Source organism: Paenibacillus hemerocallicola (genome assembly GCF_006265175.1).
GTDB classification, from domain to species: domain Bacteria; phylum Bacillota; class Bacilli; order Paenibacillales; family NBRC-103111; genus Paenibacillus_AB; species Paenibacillus_AB hemerocallicola.
Genome location: NZ_VDCQ01000017.1, coordinates 24,239 through 45,739, shown reverse-complemented (window position 1 = coordinate 45,739; position 21,501 = coordinate 24,239). Strand labels below are relative to the sequence as shown.

The window sequence follows — 21,501 nt, the reverse complement described above, 5'->3', positions numbered from 1 at the left end:
CGTATACGGCGATTGACGGGAGGGAGCCACTTGCGAATCAGAACGTTCAACTACTACGACCGGATTCTCGATCGATCGGGAAGAAGCGGCGGCATACACCCTTATTGCGAGATGCTGTACTTTACGCAAGGAGAGACGACGGTGCTGGAGTGGATGGGACTCGAATATGAGGTTCCTTCGCCGAGTCTGTTTCTGCTTACGCCGAACACGCCCCATTTGCTGCGATTTCCGTCTCCGCTAAGCTTCTGGTTTCTCGAGCTGGATATCGGGGAATCCGATCCGTTCGTGACGGTCGAGCAGGCGATCGAATGGAATCGCTTACAGCGGTCGGCGGACTACGATTGCGCGGAGCTGCGGCTCATCAAGCAGACGCTCGATACGCTGACATCGTCCTTGTTAAGCCGCAAAAGCGATGCTTCGTTCTATGAGGAAATCGCCCTGCTGGATATAAGGAAAACGCTGCTCTTAATCCGCCATCATTTTCGGGGGCGTATCGACGCCTCCGAGGAGCAGGACCAGACGACAAGACAATCGATCCAATGGCTCATCCGGCAAATGGAAACGAATTATTACGATCCGCTCGATTTGACGGCGCTGGCCAAGCAAGTGCATCTGAATCCGTCGTATCTCGTCCGGGCTTTCAAGAACGAGGCGGGCGTTACGCCGATGCATTATTTGAACAAGCTGAGGCTGAGCGCCGCAGTCAGTTATTTGGCCAACACCGATATGGGGATTCAGCAAATAGCCGAATCGACGGGGTTCAACAGCATCCACTACTTCTCGCGGCTGTTCAAGCAAAAGTTCGGCAGCAGTCCCCGTGAGTGGCGGGAAGCGCAGAAAAACGGTCGCGGCGGCGCCAAGTAGCGGCTATCGCCGAAAAAGGCGCAATCCGATAAGCGAGTACCGCTCCGATGAAGTCCATACCTCCACAACCGCTTGCTCGAAAGCGGGGTGGAGGTTTTATTTTGTCTGGCGCGGCTTTGCGGAATCGGGTGTCCGGGCTTCCGGTTTTGCGAAAGAAGTCAATAAAATGCAAACGCGCCGTGCAAACGGGGTGGAGAAAGCGGTTACTTGAACGACGATTCCGGCAACTTGTGAGATATTCTCTAAAGACCCGCGGCGGCCCGGTTTCTTATAATGGGATCAGTTGGCGGCAAGCGTATCAGCCATACGGACCTGGGGGAAGCAGGAAGTAGAAAAAGGCTGCGACCGGAAGCTCTTGGAACAAAATCGGCGAAAGGAGTGGATGGGAGGTACAGGACGGCCATCGACGGAGCTTTCGAGCTTCACAATGCCAACTATGGAGCGAGTCATCGCGCGATATTCCGAAAGGCTGATGCGCGGCAGCTCCGGACCCGTGTTTCACCAAAATCCGAACTTCCGCCTGTCGGCGGAGCAAAAGGGGACATTCGAATGAAAGCGAGAACGATCGGAATCGGCGCCGCAGTGCTTGCGCTAGGACTGTTTGCGGCAGGCTGCGGCTCCCAAGAGAAAGAGAACGGCGCGGAAGACGGGAAAGATCCGAAGGCGGGAACCAATGCGCAGACGAAGCCGGTGGAGCCGGTAACGCTGAAGTTTTACGCGCATACGGTGCTGGACGATTTCGAGAAATACATCAACCAATTCGTCAAGAAGAAATTTCCTCACGTCACGCTGCAACTGGTCAAAAACGAAAAAGGAACGACGATCGAAGAGCTGCTCGCGGCCGGGGATGTCCCCGATATCATTTGGGAAGGGCTGACCAATATCCATCTGCTCACCCCGCTCAAGGTGCCGATAGATTTGACGCCGCTCGCCAAAAAGCACGGCTTCGATTTCGGCAAATACGATCCCAAATTGGTCGACAGCATCAAGTCGTATTCGGATCAGGGACACCTGTATTATTTGCCCTATAACGTTCTCGCCTTCGCGCTTCAATACAACAAAGACATTTTCGACAAGTTCGGGGTCACATATCCGAAAGACAATATGACATGGGACGAGGTTATCGAGCTCGGCAAGAAGCTGACCCGGCCGGACAACGGCGTGAACTATATAGGCTTCCGCCCGCCGGGTGCGCTGAATCGTTTGCAAATGCAGATGGGTCTTCCGTATCTCGACGCCAAGACGGGGAAAGCGGCAGTGGCGACCGACGGCTGGAAATCGTTGTTCGAGCTTATGCAGCGGACGTACCCCGAGCCGATGCCGCAAGCTCAACGAAATATAAGTACGCGGGACGAGTTTCTGAAGACGCGGAACGTGGCGATGATCGCGGAAATCCTGTATTTGCAAAATTCCGACATGGTCGGCGCGGAGAAGGACGGCTTCCGCTGGGATCTGGTCACGTATCCGACTCTCAAGGATAAGCCAAACGTCAATACGGGATTGTTCTCCGACGGCTTCGTCCTGCCGCAAGGCGGCAAGCATGCCGACCTGGCCTTCCAGATCATTTCGTATTTGAGCACGGACCCCGAGGTGCAGCTGGAGGCGACCAAGAACGGACGGGTTACCGGACTGAAGGATAAGGCGATTTTGGAGCATGCGTTCGAGAACAACCCGGCAGCCAAAGGGAAAAACGTGAAAAGTCTGTTCAACCAAACGTACCCGAATATTCCGCCGGTTACGATCTATGACCGGGAAGCGATGACGATCGTGCAAAACCAGCTGATGGAAGTATTGAAGGGGAATACCGATGTCAACAGCGGACTGAAAAGGGCGGAAGAGGAAGTGGACAAAAAGTTGGCCGAGCTCAAAGCCAGATAGCCGACTGCGGGCCATCATGCCAGGAATTGCGTTTGACAGCCGACGTGCTTTGAAATCGGAAGTAGTTGGCATTGCCTCGGGCGTACCGAGATAGGAGACCCCGGGGCAATGCGCGTACGGCAAAAACGTATCGATGCGGGAGGAATGGGAATGCGGGATAACAAGCCGGATCATGACCTCGTCGACGGGGCGAGGTTCACGGAACGGGAAGGGGAAGCCAATAGCGGACTGAGCAGAAGAAAGCTGCTCGCTTCGCTCGGAGCGGCAGGAGCGACGGTTGCGGCGGCCGAGATGCCGGGGATGAGGGATGTCGTATTCGGGAAAAGCGGAACCGTCTCGGGACACGTATACAACAACGGCAACAACGGCAACAACGGCAACAACGGCAACAACGAGCTTGACGCTTGCTGCGATCTTGCATGCATTGCGCGTGTTCATTCCGTACCGGTTAGCCAGGTCGCTTATCTGGTCGCGGGTACGGTGGCGGGAGTCAGCTACTTCTATAACTCGACTACCGAAAGGACCTATCAGTCGCTGTCGCCGGTAACGGGTGGAATTACCGCCATAGGCGGAGATATGAATGGAGTCGTCGCGATTACGGTGAACGGAACAGCCGTTGATGTGACGTTCGTGTCCGGCGTTCGCGAGAATAAAGTGGCCGAGGAAATGAGCCGGGGAATTATATTCCCGTCCAATTCCGATGCCATGGTAAAGGTCGGCAACCCGATTCCTGCGGGTGTCAGCCGGTTGCGTTCGGAATACGGCCTTCTCTATCTATGGGAGAAGAGCGGCAATTTCGCGGCCAACACCCACAGCGTCGTGTCGATCGCCCCTAACCCATTCTCGGGTTATGACGTCGTAACCGACAAAGGCACTTACGAGTTTCTGCCGTCAGATAGGCACGAGGCGAGGGAGATAGGCAACGTATACGGCTGGGGCGCGATTCTCGATGGTGCGACTGACGATGTGCTGCAGGTGCAAAAAGCGATAGATTCTTTTTCCATGGGTGCCGGCAACTCTTCATCCTCGCCAAACCGGAACTACGCCTCGTATACCGTAACGACGGGCGGCAAAGTAGCGGCGGTGTCTTCATCCGTCGTATTAAAAAACAATGTAAGCGTGGATGCCTTTTACGTTCGCGCTATCGGCACATGGACCGGCGGGGCCGTATTGAAAACGAACGGCAGTTACTTCGTCGGCAACGCCAAAGACATAGTGGTTGACGGAAACAACCTCAATTGCAAAGGGATCGAGATCAGCCATATTTACGGTGCGGTATGGGACACCGTCTATGTATACAACACGAAGAAGGATTGCTTTACGAACAACGCGCCCGGATACGAGCTGTTTCTAAACAATTTCCGCTTGGTTTCTTCGGCCAATTGCGACGAGAACGCCAAAGGGCTCGTTGTCAATGCCGGCGATGGGCACTATACGAACGGCGTTACGATTTTTAACCCTATCGGTACGGAAGTCAACGGGGGCTCCAACCATTTGTCCTTTATTCACGGGTGGTCCGGTTATTACGCGAACGGCAAGGATCCCGGCACGTCAGGCGGCAGGGAGCAACGGATCGGATTTCTCGTAAACGCTTCCAATAATCACGTCAACATGTGCCAATCCGATTCGCCGTCCAGAAAGGATTATACGCAAGCCGGCGAAATTTTGCTTGCCGACGGACTTCCTAACGGCGGAATAGGATTTTTCTGCGGCGATTCCGCCTTCAGAGTGAAGACGGAGAGCTGCGCGCTGGTCATCAACTCGACCCTGTACCAGAATGCCGCGAATGTCGACGGAAGACCGACAACGGCCGTAATCGCTCCTTTCTACATTGGCGGTCGCGACTGCTCGGTTCTGAATTTCCGGCAAGAAAACAAAACCGTCCTTGCGCCGCCCCTTTTCCGCAACGATTCCATAAGAGGCACCAGCACGGTCGCAGGCTGTGACTTATACCCGAACATTCTACACTCAAGGACAGTCAATCCGGCGCTGGAGCTAAACACTCAATCCGGTTCATCTGTTTTGAAAGCCAAGATCGACGGCGTTGAGGTCGGCGGAATCAAGACGCCCAATACGTACACCATGTCCGTGCATGCCGCAGATCAGCTGCACTTGGATACGGGAACGGCGACCGGGTGGCGGCTGTATGCCGGCGGCGGAACGGTAAGGCTGGAGCCGAGAGCCGACGGCGGGTCCAATCTGGGCTCGTCGGGAACGAGAATTTCCAATTTTTATATCGTGAACGCTCCCATCGTCGGATCCGACGCCAGAATCAAAAAGGATTGGGGCAGTATCCCGCAGCCGCTTTGCGATTTCGTGCTGAACACAGAGATCGTCCAGTACAAATTGATCAAGAACGAATCCGACCGCTATCATTATGGGATCGTCATTACGGAGCGGTTTCTCACTGAACTGGGAAAAGTGACGTCCATCGACCATTGCGGCGCTTTGTGCCGCGACATCTTTACCGACGACAGCGGGAAGCCGATCGACATGAACGTCGGCGGGGCGAATCTCGGCGATCTGTGGCGGGTTCGGTACGACGAATGGCAAAATATACTGCTGGAAGCGATTAGGAGGAAATTTGTGCAATAGCAAACGCTCATTCCTTGCTTCTCGCTAGGGTTCCGGTGCGGGATAATTTAGCTAAGCTTCAGTACCGGGAAAAGAAAGCGATTGCAATTGTCGGGGTAAATGGCGAGAGACGGAAGGCGGCATCAGGAGAGTTATTCGTAACGCAATTCTAGCTCACTAAGGAGAGTGACTCATGACGGATCGTAACCATGAAAACGGGAATGTCGTGGAAGCAGAGACGGGAGCGGAACAAGCAAATTGGAGCGGGGAGCAGTCGTTGAGCCGAAGAAGGCTGCTGCAGACGATCGGTACGGCGGGGATTGCGGCGGCGGCCTGCGGCGCAGGCTTCGGGACGCTGTATCCCGTCCAGGGGAGCGCGCTGACGGTATCGGGATCGGTGTATGCAGCCGCTTACGGCGAGTCGGCGCTTTATATGGCCGATTTGCTGACCCTGCCTTACGAGCACGGAAAGGTAGCAGGATTGGCAGGTTATCATGCCGGGAGCGTCATTGGCGGGGAGATCTTCGTATACGACGAGACGATTGGCCGAACGCTGCATAACGGCGGAAGCATCGTCGATCCGTCGGCGCCATTTCCGTCCGACTGGTCGTCCCAGACTCAGAGACAGGCGTGGTACGCCCATTCCGGCACGGGCAGCGGCTGCTGGCTAAGATGCAGGGGAGGAGGCACGGTGCCGTATACCGCGGACGATTTCGGGGCGAAGCCTTACGAGCCGGCGACAGTCGATACGGAAGCGATCCAAGCCTGCATCGATTCGTCCGATCCGGATTCGACCCTCCGGCTAGGCGACGGAACGTACAAGTTTAATGTACTGCTTCCCGGCGGCCTGCAGGGCAACGGCTACGGTACCGTTATTACTCCGGCGGTCACCTCGATCCCGGCCATTACTTTGAACAGGCGGATTCCGACGGGGGACTGGCGCTGGCGGTTCGTGGGGGACTTTCGCTACGACGGCATCAATCGCGGCGCCGCGGCGATCTCTTACCCGACCTTGGCCGATTCCCCCGCGGACGGCCGATTCGTAGGCCGGTACGAATTCGCGCGCATTTTGTTCGCCAACTGCCTGGCGGCCGTCCGCAAGCCTCAAGGCAATATCGGCAACGTATTCCGCGAGCTGACCGTAATCGCATCCGATTATGGCGTATGGTCGACCGCGGTCAATGCCGATCCGTCGATGCACGAAGGGAACGACCACTACATCCGCTGCCACATGGGGCCGAACATAGCCAAAGCGTGTTACCGCTACGATATGTCCACCCGCTCCGGCTCCTCTCTGGATCTTGTCTTCGACGGCTGTTTGACCGAATATGTAAACGGTTTCGGCATGCTTACTACCGGCGGCAATACGAACGGCATCGCGACGGGCAGTATCGATTTTCGCGGAGGCTGGTTCGAGCGGGTGGCGGGAACGACGACTCCGGGGGCTCCGGTAAATATCGACGGGACGATGCGCGTTCCGTATGAAATCAGTTTGACCAATGTCCGCAATGCGACGCTGTCCGGGCTTTTGATGGAATCGATCGAACTGATCAACTCCTCCTTGAAAATGTCGGAATGCCAGCTATCCGATATTACCGGGGTGACCCGGCTGCGCGTATCCGTAGACGCGGACAGCGTGCTGATGTCGGAGCGGGACAATTCCCAATACGGCCGCCCGCAAAATATGCTCGTCACCTCGATCGGAGCGCCGCATAAAACCGCCCGGGGCGGGGCTTGGACGCCGCTGCGCGTCGCGGCGTCACGCCAGGATTTCGGAGCCGACGCGCAGCACCGGTCGTTCGGCGGAACCGCGTCCATCCCTAGCGCATCGCACCCGTCCATTACGTCGACGCAAGTCGCAGACGGCGTTGTGGCCGCTTCGTGCGCCGAATATACGATTCCCGCCGCAACTACCGTAACGATGACCTCTCCATACACGTTGACGCCCGGGAAATATATCGTCGCGAGCGTTCATGTCAAGAACGTATCCGGCGATGTGAAGACGGCTTTCAAGCAATCGGGCGGAATTCTGCTGACCAACGACTTCGGAGCGGATATCCAGGCGCGTTGGCGCTGCATATCGACGCTTGCGAAAGTGGTGGCGAACGGCACGAACCGGATCGCGCTGACGTTCTCGGCCGCGACCGCGGCTTCCGTCGTACGCGTGGCCGACTGGCAGGCGGTCCAGTTCGATCGGCTGGAAGACGCGCAAGCTTATCATAACGGTCTCCTATGTTTGGCCGACGCTTGACAACGGTACGCAAAAGGACGGCCGTGCCGGTCATTCCGGCTCGGTCGCCCTTTTGCTCCGACGTTATGAATCGGATCGAGTCGCTCCCGCGAACAGCGCTTCCTCCAGCGCTTCGGCGAATTGCTCGTGAAACAGTCGGTCGGGATGGTTGATGCCGTTGGACAGACGGGTGTGTATATCCACGCCGTCCGCCTCCATCTTCTCCCACATGGCGTAGACGTCGAGCAGCGGCAGACCGCTCGCCGAAGCGAATGCCCGCAACGCTTCGACATACCGGAGCAGGTGACCGGCTTCGTACAAGGCCTTGAAAGTCGGAATGTGATGCTCGTGGCCGGGCGATATGAGCCCGTTCTCCCGCTTCATCATCATGCTTGGGGTAATGAGGAGGATGTCGGCTTCCGTCTCTTCCTTGACGAGTCGGACGAGGTCGCGGATGGCGCCGATATACGCTTCGATTCCCTTTACTCCGCCATGGGCGTCATTCAGGCCGAACTTGATCGTCACCAGGTCGGGATTGTAGCACAGGACGTCCCGCTGCCACCTTCCTCTGGACCGGGAGACGCTGTCCCCGGATACTCCCGAGTTGATCACGTTGAAGATGCTGGAAGGATATCGCTTGGCCACGCGCAGCCTTAACAACTGGTGGTATACTTGCTCGTGCTCGACTACGCCGTCTTCCATACAGCCCTGCGTGACGCTGTCTCCGATCGCTACATAAATAACCGGTCGGGCGGCGGGGTTATCCGCTTTTTCCTGCAGCCGGCCGTATAGTCTCGTAAACTCGTACATGCGCTTGTTCCTCCCATTCGCTTATGCTACGTTCACTTCATCATTTTAACCTAAGGGAAGGTCCTTGTCGTTGCACGCTATTGACTTTACCTGCTGTTCCGCCCTACTTATTCTTGCTCTGCTTCTCGTCGGCAACGGCTTTGTCGGCCTTCTCCGCCGTCTCGCGCAGAGCGGTATTCAAGTCCGTCTTGCCCGTCACGATGTCCATAACGGCCGCGCCGTACAAGTTCTCGACCTTCGTCTCGTAAGGGGATTTATACGAGATGGGAGCGATTTTGTTGTAGTATACCGCTTTCCAGTTCTTTCCCTTGTTCGGGCTGTCCTGGGCGAACGCATTCTTGATCGCTTCGTCAGTCCGGGCGGACATGACGCCTTTCTTCGATATTTCCATCTGGTATTCCGCCGACGTCAAATATTTGATGACTTCCATGGCCGCATCTTTGTTTTTGGCGATCGAGGTGATGCCGACGCTGACCGAGGCGGATTGCGAACCGATGCCGGGCTGTTCCTTGAACGTCGGCAGCGATACCAGGTCCCAGTCGATTTTCTCCAAATCTTTCGGCACTGCCAGCGGAAATCCGTACTGGAACGCAAACATGGCGATCTCCTGCGTATTCGTAAAGTCCAGCCGGTTGGGCATCCGCTTCAACTCGGCAATCCGCTCGGCATAACCTTGACTTTTCGCCGGATCGAGGAAGAGCGTCTGAATGAGCTTCTTCCACGATTCCCGCTCGAACGTCGATTTGCCCGTCTTCGGATCGAGATAAGGCTCGGACAACTGGTTCGTCTTGAACATGATGGCGGGGGAGGCGTTAAAGATGCCCAAATATTGCTTGTCTCCTTCTCTGCGCGTCAATTTCTTGGCCACTTCATTCGCCTCGTCCCAGGTCATCCCGTCTTTCGGATAAGGAACGCCGAACTTGTCGAAAATGCCTTTGTTGTAAAACAACACGAGAACCTGATTTTCCGTCGGGAGCATATAAAGCTTGCCGCCGCTCGAATTACGGATCGCATTGATGACCGCAGGCTCGAATACCGACAAGTCGACCTGGTGCTTCTTGGCAAGATCGGTCATGTCATACTGCAAATTGTATTCGATCAAAGGCTGCAAGGCGGCATCGAGCACATTGTACAAAATATCGACCCGCTGGTTCGTGGCTATCAAGTCGGGGAGCGTGGTGCCTTTGGCGTCGGGGATATATTTGATCGTATAATTCGGAAACTTCTTCCGCAGATCGTTCCCGTATTTGCTGTCGAACTGCTCCACGTTTCCTCCGTTGTTGGAATGGAAGATCAGTTCGACCGGTTCGTCGGTCTGCGGCTTGACGTCAGCCTTGCCGTCCGTGTCTTGTCCCGTTCCGGCGCTGCCGCTTCCTCCACTGCTGCAGCCGATTAAAGACGATAGTGCCAGTATTGCGGCGATTATGCTTTTCTTTGACATAGGCGATCCTCCATCGCAATCGTAATATCAATACGCTTTCCAATCTGTATTCAGCGCATTTCCCGTTCCGTTCGTCAGCCTTCTCCAGTATGAAACATCGGGATCGGCCCCGTCATTCCAAATCAGGTCGCCCTGCTTAAATTGCTCGAAAGCCGGCAGTGCCGTCAAGTGAGTCAAATTCCGGCAATTGATTTTGCGGACGGAGCCTTGGAAGCCTCCTCCGTACAAGCGCTGGTTGTTGCCCCATCCCGTAAAATCGACGTTTTCGAGTGTCCAATTCACCACATTCGCGGGAACGTCGCCGATGATCATCGCTTTGAGCCCCGTGCCCCGCTTTGAGAAGTTGCCGGTAATGTAAATATTGTCGCATACTCCGCCGCCCGCGGGCTTGTTCAGCATGAAACGCTCGGCTCCGACGCTGTCGATATCAATGTCCAGCTTCACATTTTTCGCGGTTCCCATAAAGATTCCGTCGTGCTTGCAATTTCTGAGGGTCGCCCGAATATGAACATCTTCGACCGCATTCGAGCCGAAGCCGACTTGAATGCCGCGGTAACAGCCTTCGCCGTAAGCCTCGTGAATCGTTATCCCTCTGGGCGTCAGTCCTTGTTTGCTCAAGGTAAGGAACGAAATGTTATGAGCCGTTTTATTGATGACGCTCAATTGACCGATATGGACGTTGGAGGCGGATATGTAGACGCTTGTAATCTCGGATGGAGGCTGAACGACGTTCGTGCGAACGAGATTGACCTTGCCGAGAAACACGTTTTCTACCAAGGCGTTGTTCGTGCCCAACACAGAGCAGGGGTTCGTGCCGCCGCTCGTAATGTTCATACAATTTACGAAAACGTTGCGTACCGTTTCGGTAGAAGCGTTAGGCTCGATATCGAACCCTCCCGGCATATCGTAATGACCGATGTTGTCGCTGTACAAATAGTCTATCCATATATTTTGGGCGTTAATGATCGACACGAGGTTTCGGCCGATTTGCGCATCCGCTGTTCCCGTGACCGTATTCAGCTTCAAATTTTTGGAGCCACCCGAAATATAGATGCCGTCCCCGCAAGGGTTCGCACAATGGAACCGATCGATCGAGACGTCCTGACAGTTCAGCAGGACGAGGCAATGCTTCTGTTCCTGATTGACGGTATAAGCGACATTCTCGATACATCCGTTATTCAAGCCGTTTCCGTCGAAACGGATTTCGGGCATGTACACACCGGCACATGAATCCAGCTTCAATAAGGAGCCGATCGTGGGGGAACTGTCCAATCTTCGTATCCAGCCTTCGCATCGAATGCCGAAATTTTGTTTGCCTGCAATCGTGATCGTATCAACGCTTACGGTCATCCATCTCGGAATGAGCAGTGTCAAATGGCGGTCGGCCGCATATTGGATAGCGGATCGCAATGCGGCGGTTTCGTCCGTGCCGTCTCCTTTCACTCCCAGCTTCGCGGCATTCACTCCGTGCAGTTCCAGCTCCTCGGATGCTTGCTGGTCATATTCCTGCACGACTTCTTCCGCAATCCGCCGCATATCCGCTTCGCTGCCGTAGACATTGTCCGTCACGCCGTATCCGAACGAAACGTCCCTGCCGAGCAAACTTCCCGTAACCGCAGCGGCACCTGCAGCACCAAAGGTAAGTACGGCTCTCCTGCTCATCTTGCGGTCATGATTCTCTTTCTCCATCGGACAATCCCTCCTTATAATAGACAGCGCTTTCAAGGCATTGGGCAGCCACATAGAGGTACGTTTTCTATATCGGGCCGTTCCGGCTCGGATGATGGCATCCCCTCCTCGTTCGTATCTAACATTAAGATACATGCGGTGGCTTCGAATATAAATGGCGTATGTTCTCGCATAAATGGTGAATATTATCCTGAAAAACGAAAGCCCCCGAACCGTAGGATCGGGGACGGACTGCGTTAAGTAGTTTCTTCCATTCGTTTCCGGTATTCGCTCGGTGTCATGCCGACCCGCTTCGTAAACGCTGTGTAGAAAGATTTATAGTCGGCGAACCCGGTTTCCATGGAAATTTCCGTGATGTACTTATTGGGGTTCTCCATCATTTTGCACGCTTCCTCGATCCGAAGCTTCTGCACGTACTCCGTAACCGTCATACCCGCCGTTTCTTTGAAGAGCCTGCAAAAGTAGTTTTTGCTGAAAAACGATTTGGACGCAAGGCTCCCCAAGCTGAATGAGCTGGTATAATTTTCCCGCAAATAATCCATCGCCGCGTAGATGACATCCAGTCTTCTGCTCATCTCCCGGTTGTCGGGGTACCGGTCGAAGCAGCGCATCATATGAATAATGAGCTCGATTACATAGGCACGAACGATCGAGATGTAACCGGACCGTCGTTCGTTGTATTCGGCATATATTTTTTCGATCAAAGATTCGAACTCTTGTATCTCGTCGAAAGATAGCGCCAGGTTCGGATGGAACGGCTTCTCCAGTAGGCCGTTGAACAAATACGATAACGACAAGCTGTTGAAATCGTTGAAATCGATCAAAGATTCGTCTACAAATCCGGGCTTGAACAAAATGTTGTAGATGATGAGACTTGCGTTGTCCTCGCGGTAGAAGGCGTGGGAGACATCGTAATTGATAATGAACAGATTCCCCCGGGTGACGCGGTGCACCTCGCCGTCCAGTATGTGATATCCGTTGCCGCTCGCCACATAACAAATCTCGACAAAATCATGGGAGTGGTACTTGCGGTGTTCTTTACTCGGTTCGTGAAAACGGATAATGCTGAACAGTTCTCCGGCTCGAAAATAGTTGTCGCTCCGGTACACGAGCGGTTGATTCATCCCGGTTCCCTCCGTTCCTATTTACATCTTACGGTATAGGGTGGCGCCCGATATGTCAATAATGTGCAAACGTTCCGGGAGAACGTTGCGAAGCCGAACGGATTCCCGGCCATCGGACGAATGACTATTGGAATAGATTCTCTAAAGACCGTGCCGTCGTCATTCATTATGATTAGATGGAACGCTGGAATAACAATCCAAAACGGCGGTGACTAGAGTGAGTATGAACAAAACGATGAAAACATTGCAAATTATCCGCGCCGAGCATACCGAACTGATCGACGCCCCGATCCCGGAGCCGGGGCCCGGCGAAGCGCTGGTCCGGGTCGCGGAAGTAGCGACATGCCCCCAATGGGATTTGCACATTTATTACGGCAAGCCGATGTTCGCGCACGAGCAAGCCGTTCCGTTCCCTTATTCCCCGGGCCAGCCCGGACACGAAATGGCGGGAATCGTGGAGAAAGCGGGGCCGGACTGCACGCTGAAGGCGGGGCAGAAAGTAGCCGCCTGGCGGGATGCCGGGCATCATAGACCGGGCTGCTATGCCCAGTACGTGGTCATGAAGGAAGAGCATCTGCTGCCGATTCCCGAGGAGCTGCCGTTCCGCAAGGCGGTTTCGCTCGAGCTCGGCATGTGCGTCGCCGCAAGCGTCATGAAGCTGAAGCAGTCCGAAGGGATTCGCGGGCAGCGCTGCGGCGTAAACGGTCTGGGGCCGGCCGGTCTGATCGCGGTGCAGATGCTGCTTGCCGAAGGCGCCCGGGAAGTAATCGGTCTCGATCCGAACCCGCAGCGCAGGGAGTTGGCGCTGAAGCTCGGAGCCTCCTTCTGCTGCGAGCCGGATTCCGGGGAAATCGCGAGCCGGGGCAAGCCGGGAGCGCTCGATATCGCGATCGATTGCGTCGGATACCCGCAGGCGGTGCGCAATATTATGGACCGCACGAACAAGGCGGTAGCGCTGTTCGCCGTCCAACGCGACGATTATACGCTTCGTCATCAAGGGTTAAGCGTTATCGGATATCCCGGCCACTTCCGGGAAGCGGCGGAGTATGCCCTGGATATGGTCATCGCCGGAAAGCTCGATTTCGAGCCGCTTATCAGCCGCGTGCTGCCGCTGGCCGAGTACAGCCAAGGCGTACAATTGCTGAAGAAGCAAGAGGCGATCAAAATTTGCTTCATTCCGGGAGAGTAGACGGCTTGCCGTCCTCGTCCCGATCGATTCGGAGGATGCGATGAAAGCTCACGCAGTAGTGTTTACGGACAAGGAGCAGGTCGAATACAGGGAGATTCAAGTTCCGGAGCCGGGAGAGAACGATGTCGTCGTCGATGTCGAGTATTCGTGGATCAGCATCGGCACGGAATCATCCTATTTGCGCGCCGAACGGATAGGCGGCGAGGTGCCTTACAAGGAAGGGGACCGTTGGCCGTTCCCGATCGTTGCCGGCTACCAGAAGGTAGGCATCGTCAGGCATGTCGGCTCGGCCGTTCGCGGGATTGAAGTCGGGGAGCGCGTCTTCGCGGCGCTCGGCAAAGTATCGGGGATGTTCGAGCCGCACGGCGGCCACGTCAATCCGTCGGTCACGCCGGCTCATCAAATCTGGAAGCTGCCCGAGGGCGCCTCCCCGCTCGATTATTGCGGGCTTGTGCTCGCGCAAGTGGGCTACAATTGCGGAATCCGGCCGGCAGTGGAAGCGGGGGATCGGGCGGTCGTTGTCGGCGACGGCCTTGTCGGACAATGGGCGGCGCAAACGCTGCTGCACAGAGGGGCGGACGTTGCGGTCCTGGGCCGACACGACGGCAGGTTAAGCTTGCTGCCGGAGTCGATTCGAGGTATCCATACTCGCCGGACGGAGCTGGCGGCGTTCCTGGAAACGTTCGGCAAAGTGGCGATAGTGATCGATTCGGTCGGCGACATGGCCGCTTTTCGCACGATACAGCCCTTCATGCAGCGGGACAGCCATTTCGTGTCGGCCGGTTTTCTCGGCGATACCGGCACGATCGACATTCAGAAGCTCCGAGGGCAGGAAATAACGCTGCACACTCCTTCCGGATGGTCGGGACCGCGCATGGATGCGACGATAGCGGCCATATCGGAAGGATGGCTCCATACGTCTCCGTTGATTACCCATCGATTCCGGGCCGAAGAGGCCGCCGAAGCGTGGAGTTTTATACGCGACAACAAATCCGGCTGCCTGGGCGTCGTGCTGGAGTGGCGGTAAGCGAGACTCCGGTCGAGGCTCCCGCTTAATACACGAGCTCGCGGAAACGTTCGATTCGATGGAACGTAATGATATTCCCGTCATGCGGGTTATTCGCCCGTTCGTCGCCGGACCGGCTCAAAATGAGCAAATCCTCGCCGGAAATGGCCATACTGGCATAATGGCGCGCCTGGTTCGGCTTGACGGACTTGGCGACGAGACCGGCGAAGCACCAATCGACGCAATTGGTCGAGAAATGCAGCTGCAGACGCTGGCGCTCGTTGTTCGGATTTCCGCTTCGTTCCGGCGGGAGTTTGTCGGCGCGCGTCATGCTGTCCGTAGCTTGACTGCTGAGCAGCCAGTACAAGGCCGTCGCTTCGTCGTACAATATATGAAACTTCATCTGTCCGCCCGGACAGGGCACGTACAGCAGCGTTTTGCCCGACGGAACCTGCTCGAGCATCGTAAGGATGCTGCCGTCTTCCTGCTCGACCGCTTTGGCAATCGCGGCAAAGCCGGTGCCTCCGGTCGACGCTCGCATCCATAGATGGAAGGTGAGTCCGTTCGGGTCGAATAAATAGTGGCGATCGTCGACGATTTGCACGACGTTCGTCTCCAGCCAGCCCCGGGGATACATCTCCTTTTGCTTGGGCGTTGACGGGGGCGGACCGTCCGGCTGCTTCTCCGGAAAAAAAGGAACGCCGAACAGATCGCATTCCTTGTCGGACAACGCCTCCCGCATCGTCAATTCGGAGGCGAACGTCCACGATTCCCTTCGGGTCAAATCCTCCGACACGTTTCCCCTCATCAGAACGGGCGCCATCTTATGCGTACGCAGCTCCTTTACCCCTGGATGCGTAATCCGTTCCATGACCAGGTATACGTTTCCTTTGGCATAATGAACATTGCAGGGGGCTTGATGCCACACTTGCCCGTCGGTCAGCGGAAACGGTTCTCCCCAGCTCTCTCCGCCATCGTCGGACCTCATAATGAACAAATCGTTGCAATGGCCGATTACGTACAAACGATTGCCGGCGACGAAAGGTCTCGCGTGCATAAACGGAAAATCGGTCTTATGGTTCCACGTCCGTCCCCCGTCATCGGAGGCGAACACTTTGCCGAACCAAAGCCGCCCCCATTCGATAACGCGCTTCGGTCCCGGCAAACCGTCTATACCCGGTCCGCTCAAATCGAGCGTAGCGATAATTCGACCGCCCGGCAGCACGGCGATCCCGGGACTGTAAGCATAAATATGCTCGGGGTCGGGCGATTCATATACTTTCATATAGTCCGGTGCCAGCTCCCGGATTGTGTGCTTGGGATACATTCGACAAGCTCCCTTCCTCATCCTTCCGTACAGACTCGTGCGTTACGGTCAATTAACTTATTCATTGAGTTTATGTTAGTCGAACCGTAAACCCTTGTCAACGAGCATTATACTCTTTTGGGGCGAATCGACGGGAAAAGTGCACGCAAAGCGGTCTTTGTAACGAAAGTCGTAGCTTGCTGCGATTTCCAAGTTTGACATTGAGAATGATTATCATATAAAATTTGAGTCATTCCTATTATTCGGGCAAGGACGTGAACAGCCGTGATACCCTTCGATCGCTATCGGGGAATGACTTTGCAATATGTCGGAACGGAGGAGCTGAAGCTGAACAGCGGGGGCAGCATGGAAATTTCGGACCATCGGTACCCGATCTTCGGCTTCGCTCTGAAAGGGAACGCCAAAGCAACGCTGCGGAGAGACAATCGAAGCCGGTCGCGATCCGAAAATCCAGGTGACGACACACGGACAAAGCGTAACGTTCGAATATATCGCCGAGAAAAACCCCGACTACTTGTTCGTAGTCGACCGGGGAGCCGCCGTCGGCTGCAAAGAAAACGATCGAGAACGAGCTGGTCAAGAAAACGAAGGCGTTCAAGGACGGCAACATCGTGTACCTCGATCAAAACTACTGGTATTTGTCGGGCGGCGGACTGATCTCCGTCTCCGAAATGATCAAGGAAATCGAGAAAAGCGTAAAATAAGGGAAGGCCGCAGCCGGGTAAAAACGGAGGCGGCCTTTTGCCGTTAATCCGGGGTATGGGGGCTTTATGTCCGGCCGTACGCTCCCGATATTCCCGTAAACGGAAAATTCAGTTTTTCCGCTTCCGGATGTATAATAACGGTATCGCCATAAACGAAGGAGAGAACGGGATGCACTTTTTACTTCCTTACGTCCGGAAGCATTGGAAGCTGTTTTGCGTGGCGGTAGCGTTCTTGACGGTCGAAGCGGCTTGCGACCTGATGCAGCCGACCATCATGGCCAAAATCATCGATGTCGGCATCGCCGAGAATCGCATGGATTATGTGCTGAGCATGGGAGGACTGATGCTGCTCATTACGGCGGTAGGCGCGCTGGGCGCTTCGACGCGCAATATTATTTCGAGCCGCGTATCGCAGAAATTCGGGACGGAGCTGCGGAGCGATCTGTTTCGCAAAATTCAGACGCTGTCCTTCGTCAACATCGACAAGTATGAAAGGGCTTCCTTGGTGACGCGGCTGACGAATGACGTCACCCAGGTGCAAAACTTCGTCAACGGACTGATGCGCATTTTCGTCAAAGCGCCGCTGCTGTGCATCGGGAGTTTGATTATGGCCGCGCGGCTGGATATTCATCTGTCCGTCGTGCTGGCCATCGTCGTGCCCCTCGTCGCCCTGCTGGTCGTGCTCAACATGAAGATAGGCTTTCCGCGATTTATGTTCGTCCAGAAAGCGCTTGACCGGGTAAACGGGGTTATCCGCGAATATTTGTCGGGAGTCCGGGTCGTGAAGGCGTTCAACCGGTTCGATTACGAGACCGACAAATTCAACCTGGCGAATGCGGAATACCGCGACCGCTCGGTTACGGTCATGCGCGCCATGTCCGTCTTCAATCCGGCGATTATGCTTACGGTGAACTTCGGCATAATCGCGGTCATCTGGATGGGCGGCATTCGCGTCGACAACGGCCAGATGCAGCTCGGCAGCATCATCGCCTTCATCAATTACATGACGCAAATTTTGATGTCGCTCATGACGATCTCGATGGTGTTCAATATGTTCGTGAGAGCGAAGGCGTCCTCGGTGCGGATCGGGGAAGTGTTCTCGGAGACGAACGCCATGACGTGGAGCGACGAGGCGCCGAAGCCGACTTTCGGCAAGAAGGGCCGGGTCGATTTCGAAAACGTTTCCTTTTCCTACGAGGGTCCCGGGGGAGAACCCGCGATCAAGCGGATTACGTTCAGCTGTCTGCCGGGAGAAACCATCGGCATTATCGGCTCCACCGGCTCCGGGAAGAGCAGCCTGGTCAGCCTCATACCGCGGTTTTACGATGCCGATTCGGGCGCCGTCAAGGTGAATGGGGAGGACGTGAAGAACGTCGATCCGCAGCGGCTAAGGGAGAGCATAGCCGTCGTTCCGCAAAAAACCGTCCTGTTCACGGGAGCTATCGCCGACAATATCCGCTGGGGCAAAGACGACGCCACTCAGCAAGAGGTCGAGGAAGCGGCGAAGCTGGCGGAAGCGCACGAGTTCATCTCCACTTACCCGGAACAGTACGAGACGCGCCTCGGCCAGCGCGGGGTGAACTTGTCCGGAGGGCAGAAGCAGCGCCTGTCGATCGCGAGAGCGCTCATCCGCAAGCCGGACATTTTGATACTCGACGACTGCACGAGCGCGGTGGATGTCGCGACCGAAGCGAGGATCAAGCAATCGTTGAAGACGTACGCCAAAGGGCTTACATGCCTGCTTATCGCCCAGCGCATCACGTCCGTGATGGATGCGGACAAGATTGTCGTGCTCGATCAAGGGGAAATTGTCGGTATAGGCACTCACGATACGCTTATGCACAGCTGCGGCGTATACCGGGAAATTTATCAGTCGCAGATCGGAAAGGAGTTGCAGGCGGATGCCAAAGCCGAATGAGCAAAATAGCGGAACGCAGGGCGGCGGAACCGATATTCCGCCGATGATCGGTCCGGGAGGCCCCGGAAGGCATCCGGGAGCGGGAGGCTTCGGGGCGCGCGGCAGAGGGCCGGTAGCGAAACCGAAAAACTTTCGCAAAACGATGGGCAAGCTGTGGCGCTATTTGGGCAAGGAAAGGAAAATGCTTGCGCTCATTTTCGCCTTTCTGCTGATCGATGCGGCTATTATGCTGACCGGGCCTTACTTGATCGGGGTCGCCATAGACGCCCTGACGGCTTCGGGCGGCAAAGTCGATTTCCGTCTGCTGGAGGTGACGCTGTTCGCGCTGACGGCGGCCTACGTATCGGACGGCGTCCTTACGTTTGTGCAAGGATGGCTGATGGCCGGCGTTTCGCAGCGGGTCGTCATGAGCTTGCGCAGCACGATGTTCGAGAAGCTGCAGAAGCTGCCGATCTCGTTTTTCGATGCCCGTCCTCACGGCGAAGTGATGAGCCGGATGTCGAACGACATCGACAACGTCAGCACGACGATCTCGCAATCGACCGTGCAATTGATGTCCGGGATTATCGCAATCGTCGGATCGCTTGTGATGATGCTCGTCTTAAGTCCGATATTGACTTTGGCGAGTTTGATCACGGTGCCGCTCGTTTACGTTCTCGCGCGGACGATTACGAAGAAGACGAGCGTCATGTTCAAGGAACAGCAGGCGCAGCTCGGCCAACTGAACGGTCATATCGAAGAGACGATATCCGGCATCCAGGTCGTCAAGGCGTTCAACCGCGAGGAAAAGTCGATCGAGGAGTTCGATGCCGTCAATGCCAGACTGTACGAGGTCGGCCTGAAGGCGCAAATATGGTCCGGGTTCATGATGCCTCTGCTCAGCGTCATCAGCAATATCGGCTTCGCGGCGGTAGCGATCGTCGGCGGTATATTGGCGGTCAAAGGAAACATTACGGTCGGGGTGATCGCCAGCTTCATCAGCTACTCCCGCCAGTTCGTCCGGCCGCTCAACGAGCTCGCGAACATATACAACGTGCTGCAGTCCGGCGTGGCCGGAGCGGAGCGGGCATTCGAGGTGCTGGAGGAAAAGGAGGAGCCGGAGGATCCGCCGAACGCGATCGTGCTGAAAAATCCGAAGGGCCATGTCGTCTTCGACCGGGTAAGCTTCGGGTACCGTCCGGATGTCCCTATCCTGAAGGAGGTCGGGTTCGAATCGCCGCAAGGAAGCTCGACGGCGCTTGTCGGTCCGACGGGCGCGGGCAAGACGACCGTGGTCAATCTCGTCACCCGGTTTTACGACGTTACCGACGGAACGATCTATTTGGACGGCCGGGACATCCGAGAGTATACGCGGGACAGCTTGAGGCGATGCTTCGGCATCGTGCTGCAGGATACTTATTTGTTCTCCGGTACGATCAGGGACAATATCAAGTACGGCAAGCCGGACGCGACCGACGGGGAAATGCGCAAAGCAGCGGCTATGGCGAACGCCGACGCCTTCATTCAGCGCCTGCCGGGCAAGTACGATACGCAGTTGACGGAAAACGGCGGCAACCTGAGTCAAGGGCAGCGGCAGCTGCTGGCGATCGCGCGCGTCATTCTCGCCGATCCTTCCATATTGATTCTCGACGAGGCGACCAGCAGCATCGACACCCGGACGGAGCTGCATATCCAGGATGCGCTGCTTCAGCTTATGAAGGGACGCACGAGCTTCATTATCGCGCACAGGCTGAACACGATCCGAGACGCCGATACGATCATGGTCGTCGACCGCGGCGAAATCGTCGAGAAGGGAAGCCACGAAGCGCTGATCGCCCAGAAAGGAACGTATTTCCGGATGTTCCACAACCAGTTCAAAAATATCGAGGGCGCTACTTCCTGAACGTCCAGCCGAATACTTTGACATGCACGAGCAGCTTCGTCATCCAGTGCGACAAAATGTACAACCCGATAAAGACGAGCACGAGCGTCTTGAACACGATCCACGCGACGATCCATGCGAGCAGCAGCTGCCAGGGCTTCCACCGTTTGAGCAGCTTGGCGGGGTATAGAAAGAAGCGGTAAAGCTTATAGTTTTTTTGCAGCGCTTCGAGATACTCGGTACGGATCTGTCCATTGACGGGGTCGAGCCGGATCGCGTTTTTCAAAAAGTTCGTCTGGGCTTCGTATTCGTCTCTGCGGCCCGCGGCCCAGGCGAGATACAAAAATACGTGAGGAGATTCCGAGTCAAGGCGGAGCGCCTCTTGCTCGAATATCCTGGAGGCGTCATAATGCTTCAGCAGCGCTTCGATATAACCAAGCACGGCCAAATAGAGCGCGTTCTCCGGCTGCAGCTCCAGCGCCGTTTCAATGTGGGCCTTCGCTTCCGCGAAACGGCCCTTTTTGTTGCAAAGATTGGCCTTCAGGAACGAATAATGCGATTCATAAGGATCGATTCGCAACGCTTCCCGCAGCGCTTCCTCCAGCGGCTTGTCATTGTCCGTCTCGTAATAGACGGATACCCGGACGAACCAGGCGACCCGGTTCTCGGGATCGCGCTTCAGCGCTTCTCCGCTCCAATGCAGCGCTTTGTCGTGCTGATCCATCTTCAGATGAATGTCGCTCGCCAGCGCGTAAACATCGGCATCGTCGGGATTTTCCCGGATAAGCTCTCCGGCCTCCTTTAACGCCTCCGCGTGCCGCTTCCACTCCATCAATTGATACGCTTTGCGAAAGCGGGTCGTGTAAGCTGTCGTCTCCATCATCGC

The 21,501-nt window shown here is 55.8% G+C and carries 14 protein-coding genes and 1 pseudogene; 9 read left to right on the top strand and 6 right to left on the bottom strand.

What is annotated here, in order from left to right; all coding sequences use genetic code 11:
• The first annotated feature begins 30 nt into the window (after nucleotides 1–30).
• From FE784_RS14245 to FE784_RS14230, 4 genes are all read left to right on the top strand, one after another.
• The gene (locus FE784_RS14245) at nucleotides 31–864 is read left to right on the top strand and encodes a helix-turn-helix transcriptional regulator (protein WP_139602873.1); all 834 of its coding nucleotides are present in this window, start codon (nucleotides 31–33) and stop codon (nucleotides 862–864) included.
• Nucleotides 865–1,413: 549 nt separating this feature from the next.
• Entirely contained in the window at nucleotides 1,414–2,742 is a 1,329-nt protein-coding gene (locus FE784_RS14240; RefSeq protein ID WP_176706211.1) for an ABC transporter substrate-binding protein, read from the top strand.
• 108 nt (nucleotides 2,743–2,850) lie between these two features.
• Nucleotides 2,851–5,337, top strand: a complete 2,487-nt coding sequence (locus FE784_RS14235) for a tail fiber domain-containing protein (protein WP_139602871.1) — start codon at nucleotides 2,851–2,853, stop codon at nucleotides 5,335–5,337.
• 172 nt (nucleotides 5,338–5,509) lie between these two features.
• Nucleotides 5,510–7,567, top strand: a complete 2,058-nt coding sequence (locus FE784_RS14230; RefSeq protein ID WP_139602870.1) for a hypothetical protein — start codon at nucleotides 5,510–5,512, stop codon at nucleotides 7,565–7,567.
• A 63-nt stretch (nucleotides 7,568–7,630) separates the two neighbouring features.
• Here the strand turns inward: FE784_RS14230 and FE784_RS14225 are convergent, their stop codons facing one another.
• From FE784_RS14225 to FE784_RS14210, 4 genes are all read right to left on the bottom strand, one after another.
• Nucleotides 7,631–8,356 (bottom strand): SGNH/GDSL hydrolase family protein, encoded by a 726-nt coding sequence (locus tag FE784_RS14225; protein WP_139602869.1) that lies wholly within the window; start codon nucleotides 8,354–8,356, stop codon nucleotides 7,631–7,633.
• A gap of 103 nt (nucleotides 8,357–8,459) precedes the next feature.
• Nucleotides 8,460–9,797, bottom strand: coding sequence for an ABC transporter substrate-binding protein (locus FE784_RS14220; RefSeq protein WP_139602868.1), 1,338 nt, complete (start codon nucleotides 9,795–9,797; stop codon nucleotides 8,460–8,462).
• A gap of 27 nt (nucleotides 9,798–9,824) precedes the next feature.
• A complete protein-coding gene (locus FE784_RS14215; protein WP_139602867.1) occupies nucleotides 9,825–11,486 on the bottom strand; it encodes a hypothetical protein in 1,662 nt (553 codons plus the stop codon).
• 236 nt (nucleotides 11,487–11,722) lie between these two features.
• The gene (locus FE784_RS14210; RefSeq protein WP_139602866.1) at nucleotides 11,723–12,610 is read right to left on the bottom strand and encodes an AraC family transcriptional regulator; all 888 of its coding nucleotides are present in this window, start codon (nucleotides 12,608–12,610) and stop codon (nucleotides 11,723–11,725) included.
• A 223-nt stretch (nucleotides 12,611–12,833) separates the two neighbouring features.
• Between FE784_RS14210 and FE784_RS14205 the strand changes: the two genes are divergently transcribed.
• Together FE784_RS14205 and FE784_RS14200 are read left to right on the top strand one after the other, a co-directional pair.
• The gene (locus FE784_RS14205) at nucleotides 12,834–13,799 is read left to right on the top strand and encodes a zinc-dependent alcohol dehydrogenase (protein ID WP_246132026.1); all 966 of its coding nucleotides are present in this window, start codon (nucleotides 12,834–12,836) and stop codon (nucleotides 13,797–13,799) included.
• A 40-nt stretch (nucleotides 13,800–13,839) separates the two neighbouring features.
• Entirely contained in the window at nucleotides 13,840–14,826 is a 987-nt protein-coding gene (locus tag FE784_RS14200) for an alcohol dehydrogenase catalytic domain-containing protein (RefSeq protein WP_139602864.1), read from the top strand.
• Nucleotides 14,827–14,851: 25 nt separating this feature from the next.
• Here the strand turns inward: FE784_RS14200 and FE784_RS14195 are convergent, their stop codons facing one another.
• Complete coding sequence (locus FE784_RS14195) at nucleotides 14,852–16,132, bottom strand: sialidase family protein (RefSeq protein ID WP_139602863.1); 1,281 nt, start codon at nucleotides 16,130–16,132, stop codon at nucleotides 14,852–14,854.
• Between the two features lie 439 nt (nucleotides 16,133–16,571).
• On the opposite strand from FE784_RS14195, the pseudogene FE784_RS14190 reads away from it, so the two are divergent.
• The 3 genes and pseudogenes from FE784_RS14190 to FE784_RS14180 all read left to right on the top strand — a co-directional run.
• A pseudogene (locus FE784_RS14190) lies at nucleotides 16,572–16,836 on the top strand (ABC transporter substrate-binding protein); the annotation flags it as partial.
• A 169-nt stretch (nucleotides 16,837–17,005) separates the two neighbouring features.
• Nucleotides 17,006–18,754 (top strand): ABC transporter ATP-binding protein, encoded by a 1,749-nt coding sequence (locus FE784_RS14185; RefSeq protein WP_139602862.1) that lies wholly within the window; start codon nucleotides 17,006–17,008, stop codon nucleotides 18,752–18,754.
• 43 nt (nucleotides 18,755–18,797) lie between these two features.
• Complete coding sequence (locus tag FE784_RS14180) at nucleotides 18,798–20,636, top strand: ABC transporter ATP-binding protein (protein ID WP_246132025.1); 1,839 nt, start codon at nucleotides 18,798–18,800, stop codon at nucleotides 20,634–20,636.
• On the opposite strand, the gene FE784_RS14175 is transcribed toward FE784_RS14180, so the two are convergent.
• On the bottom strand, nucleotides 20,626–21,498 hold the full coding sequence (locus tag FE784_RS14175; RefSeq protein ID WP_246132023.1) for a tetratricopeptide repeat protein: 873 nt from the start codon (nucleotides 21,496–21,498) through the stop codon (nucleotides 20,626–20,628). The two genes, FE784_RS14180 and FE784_RS14175, sit on opposite strands and share 11 nt — an antisense overlap.
• Nucleotides 21,499–21,501: the final 3 nt, after the last annotated feature.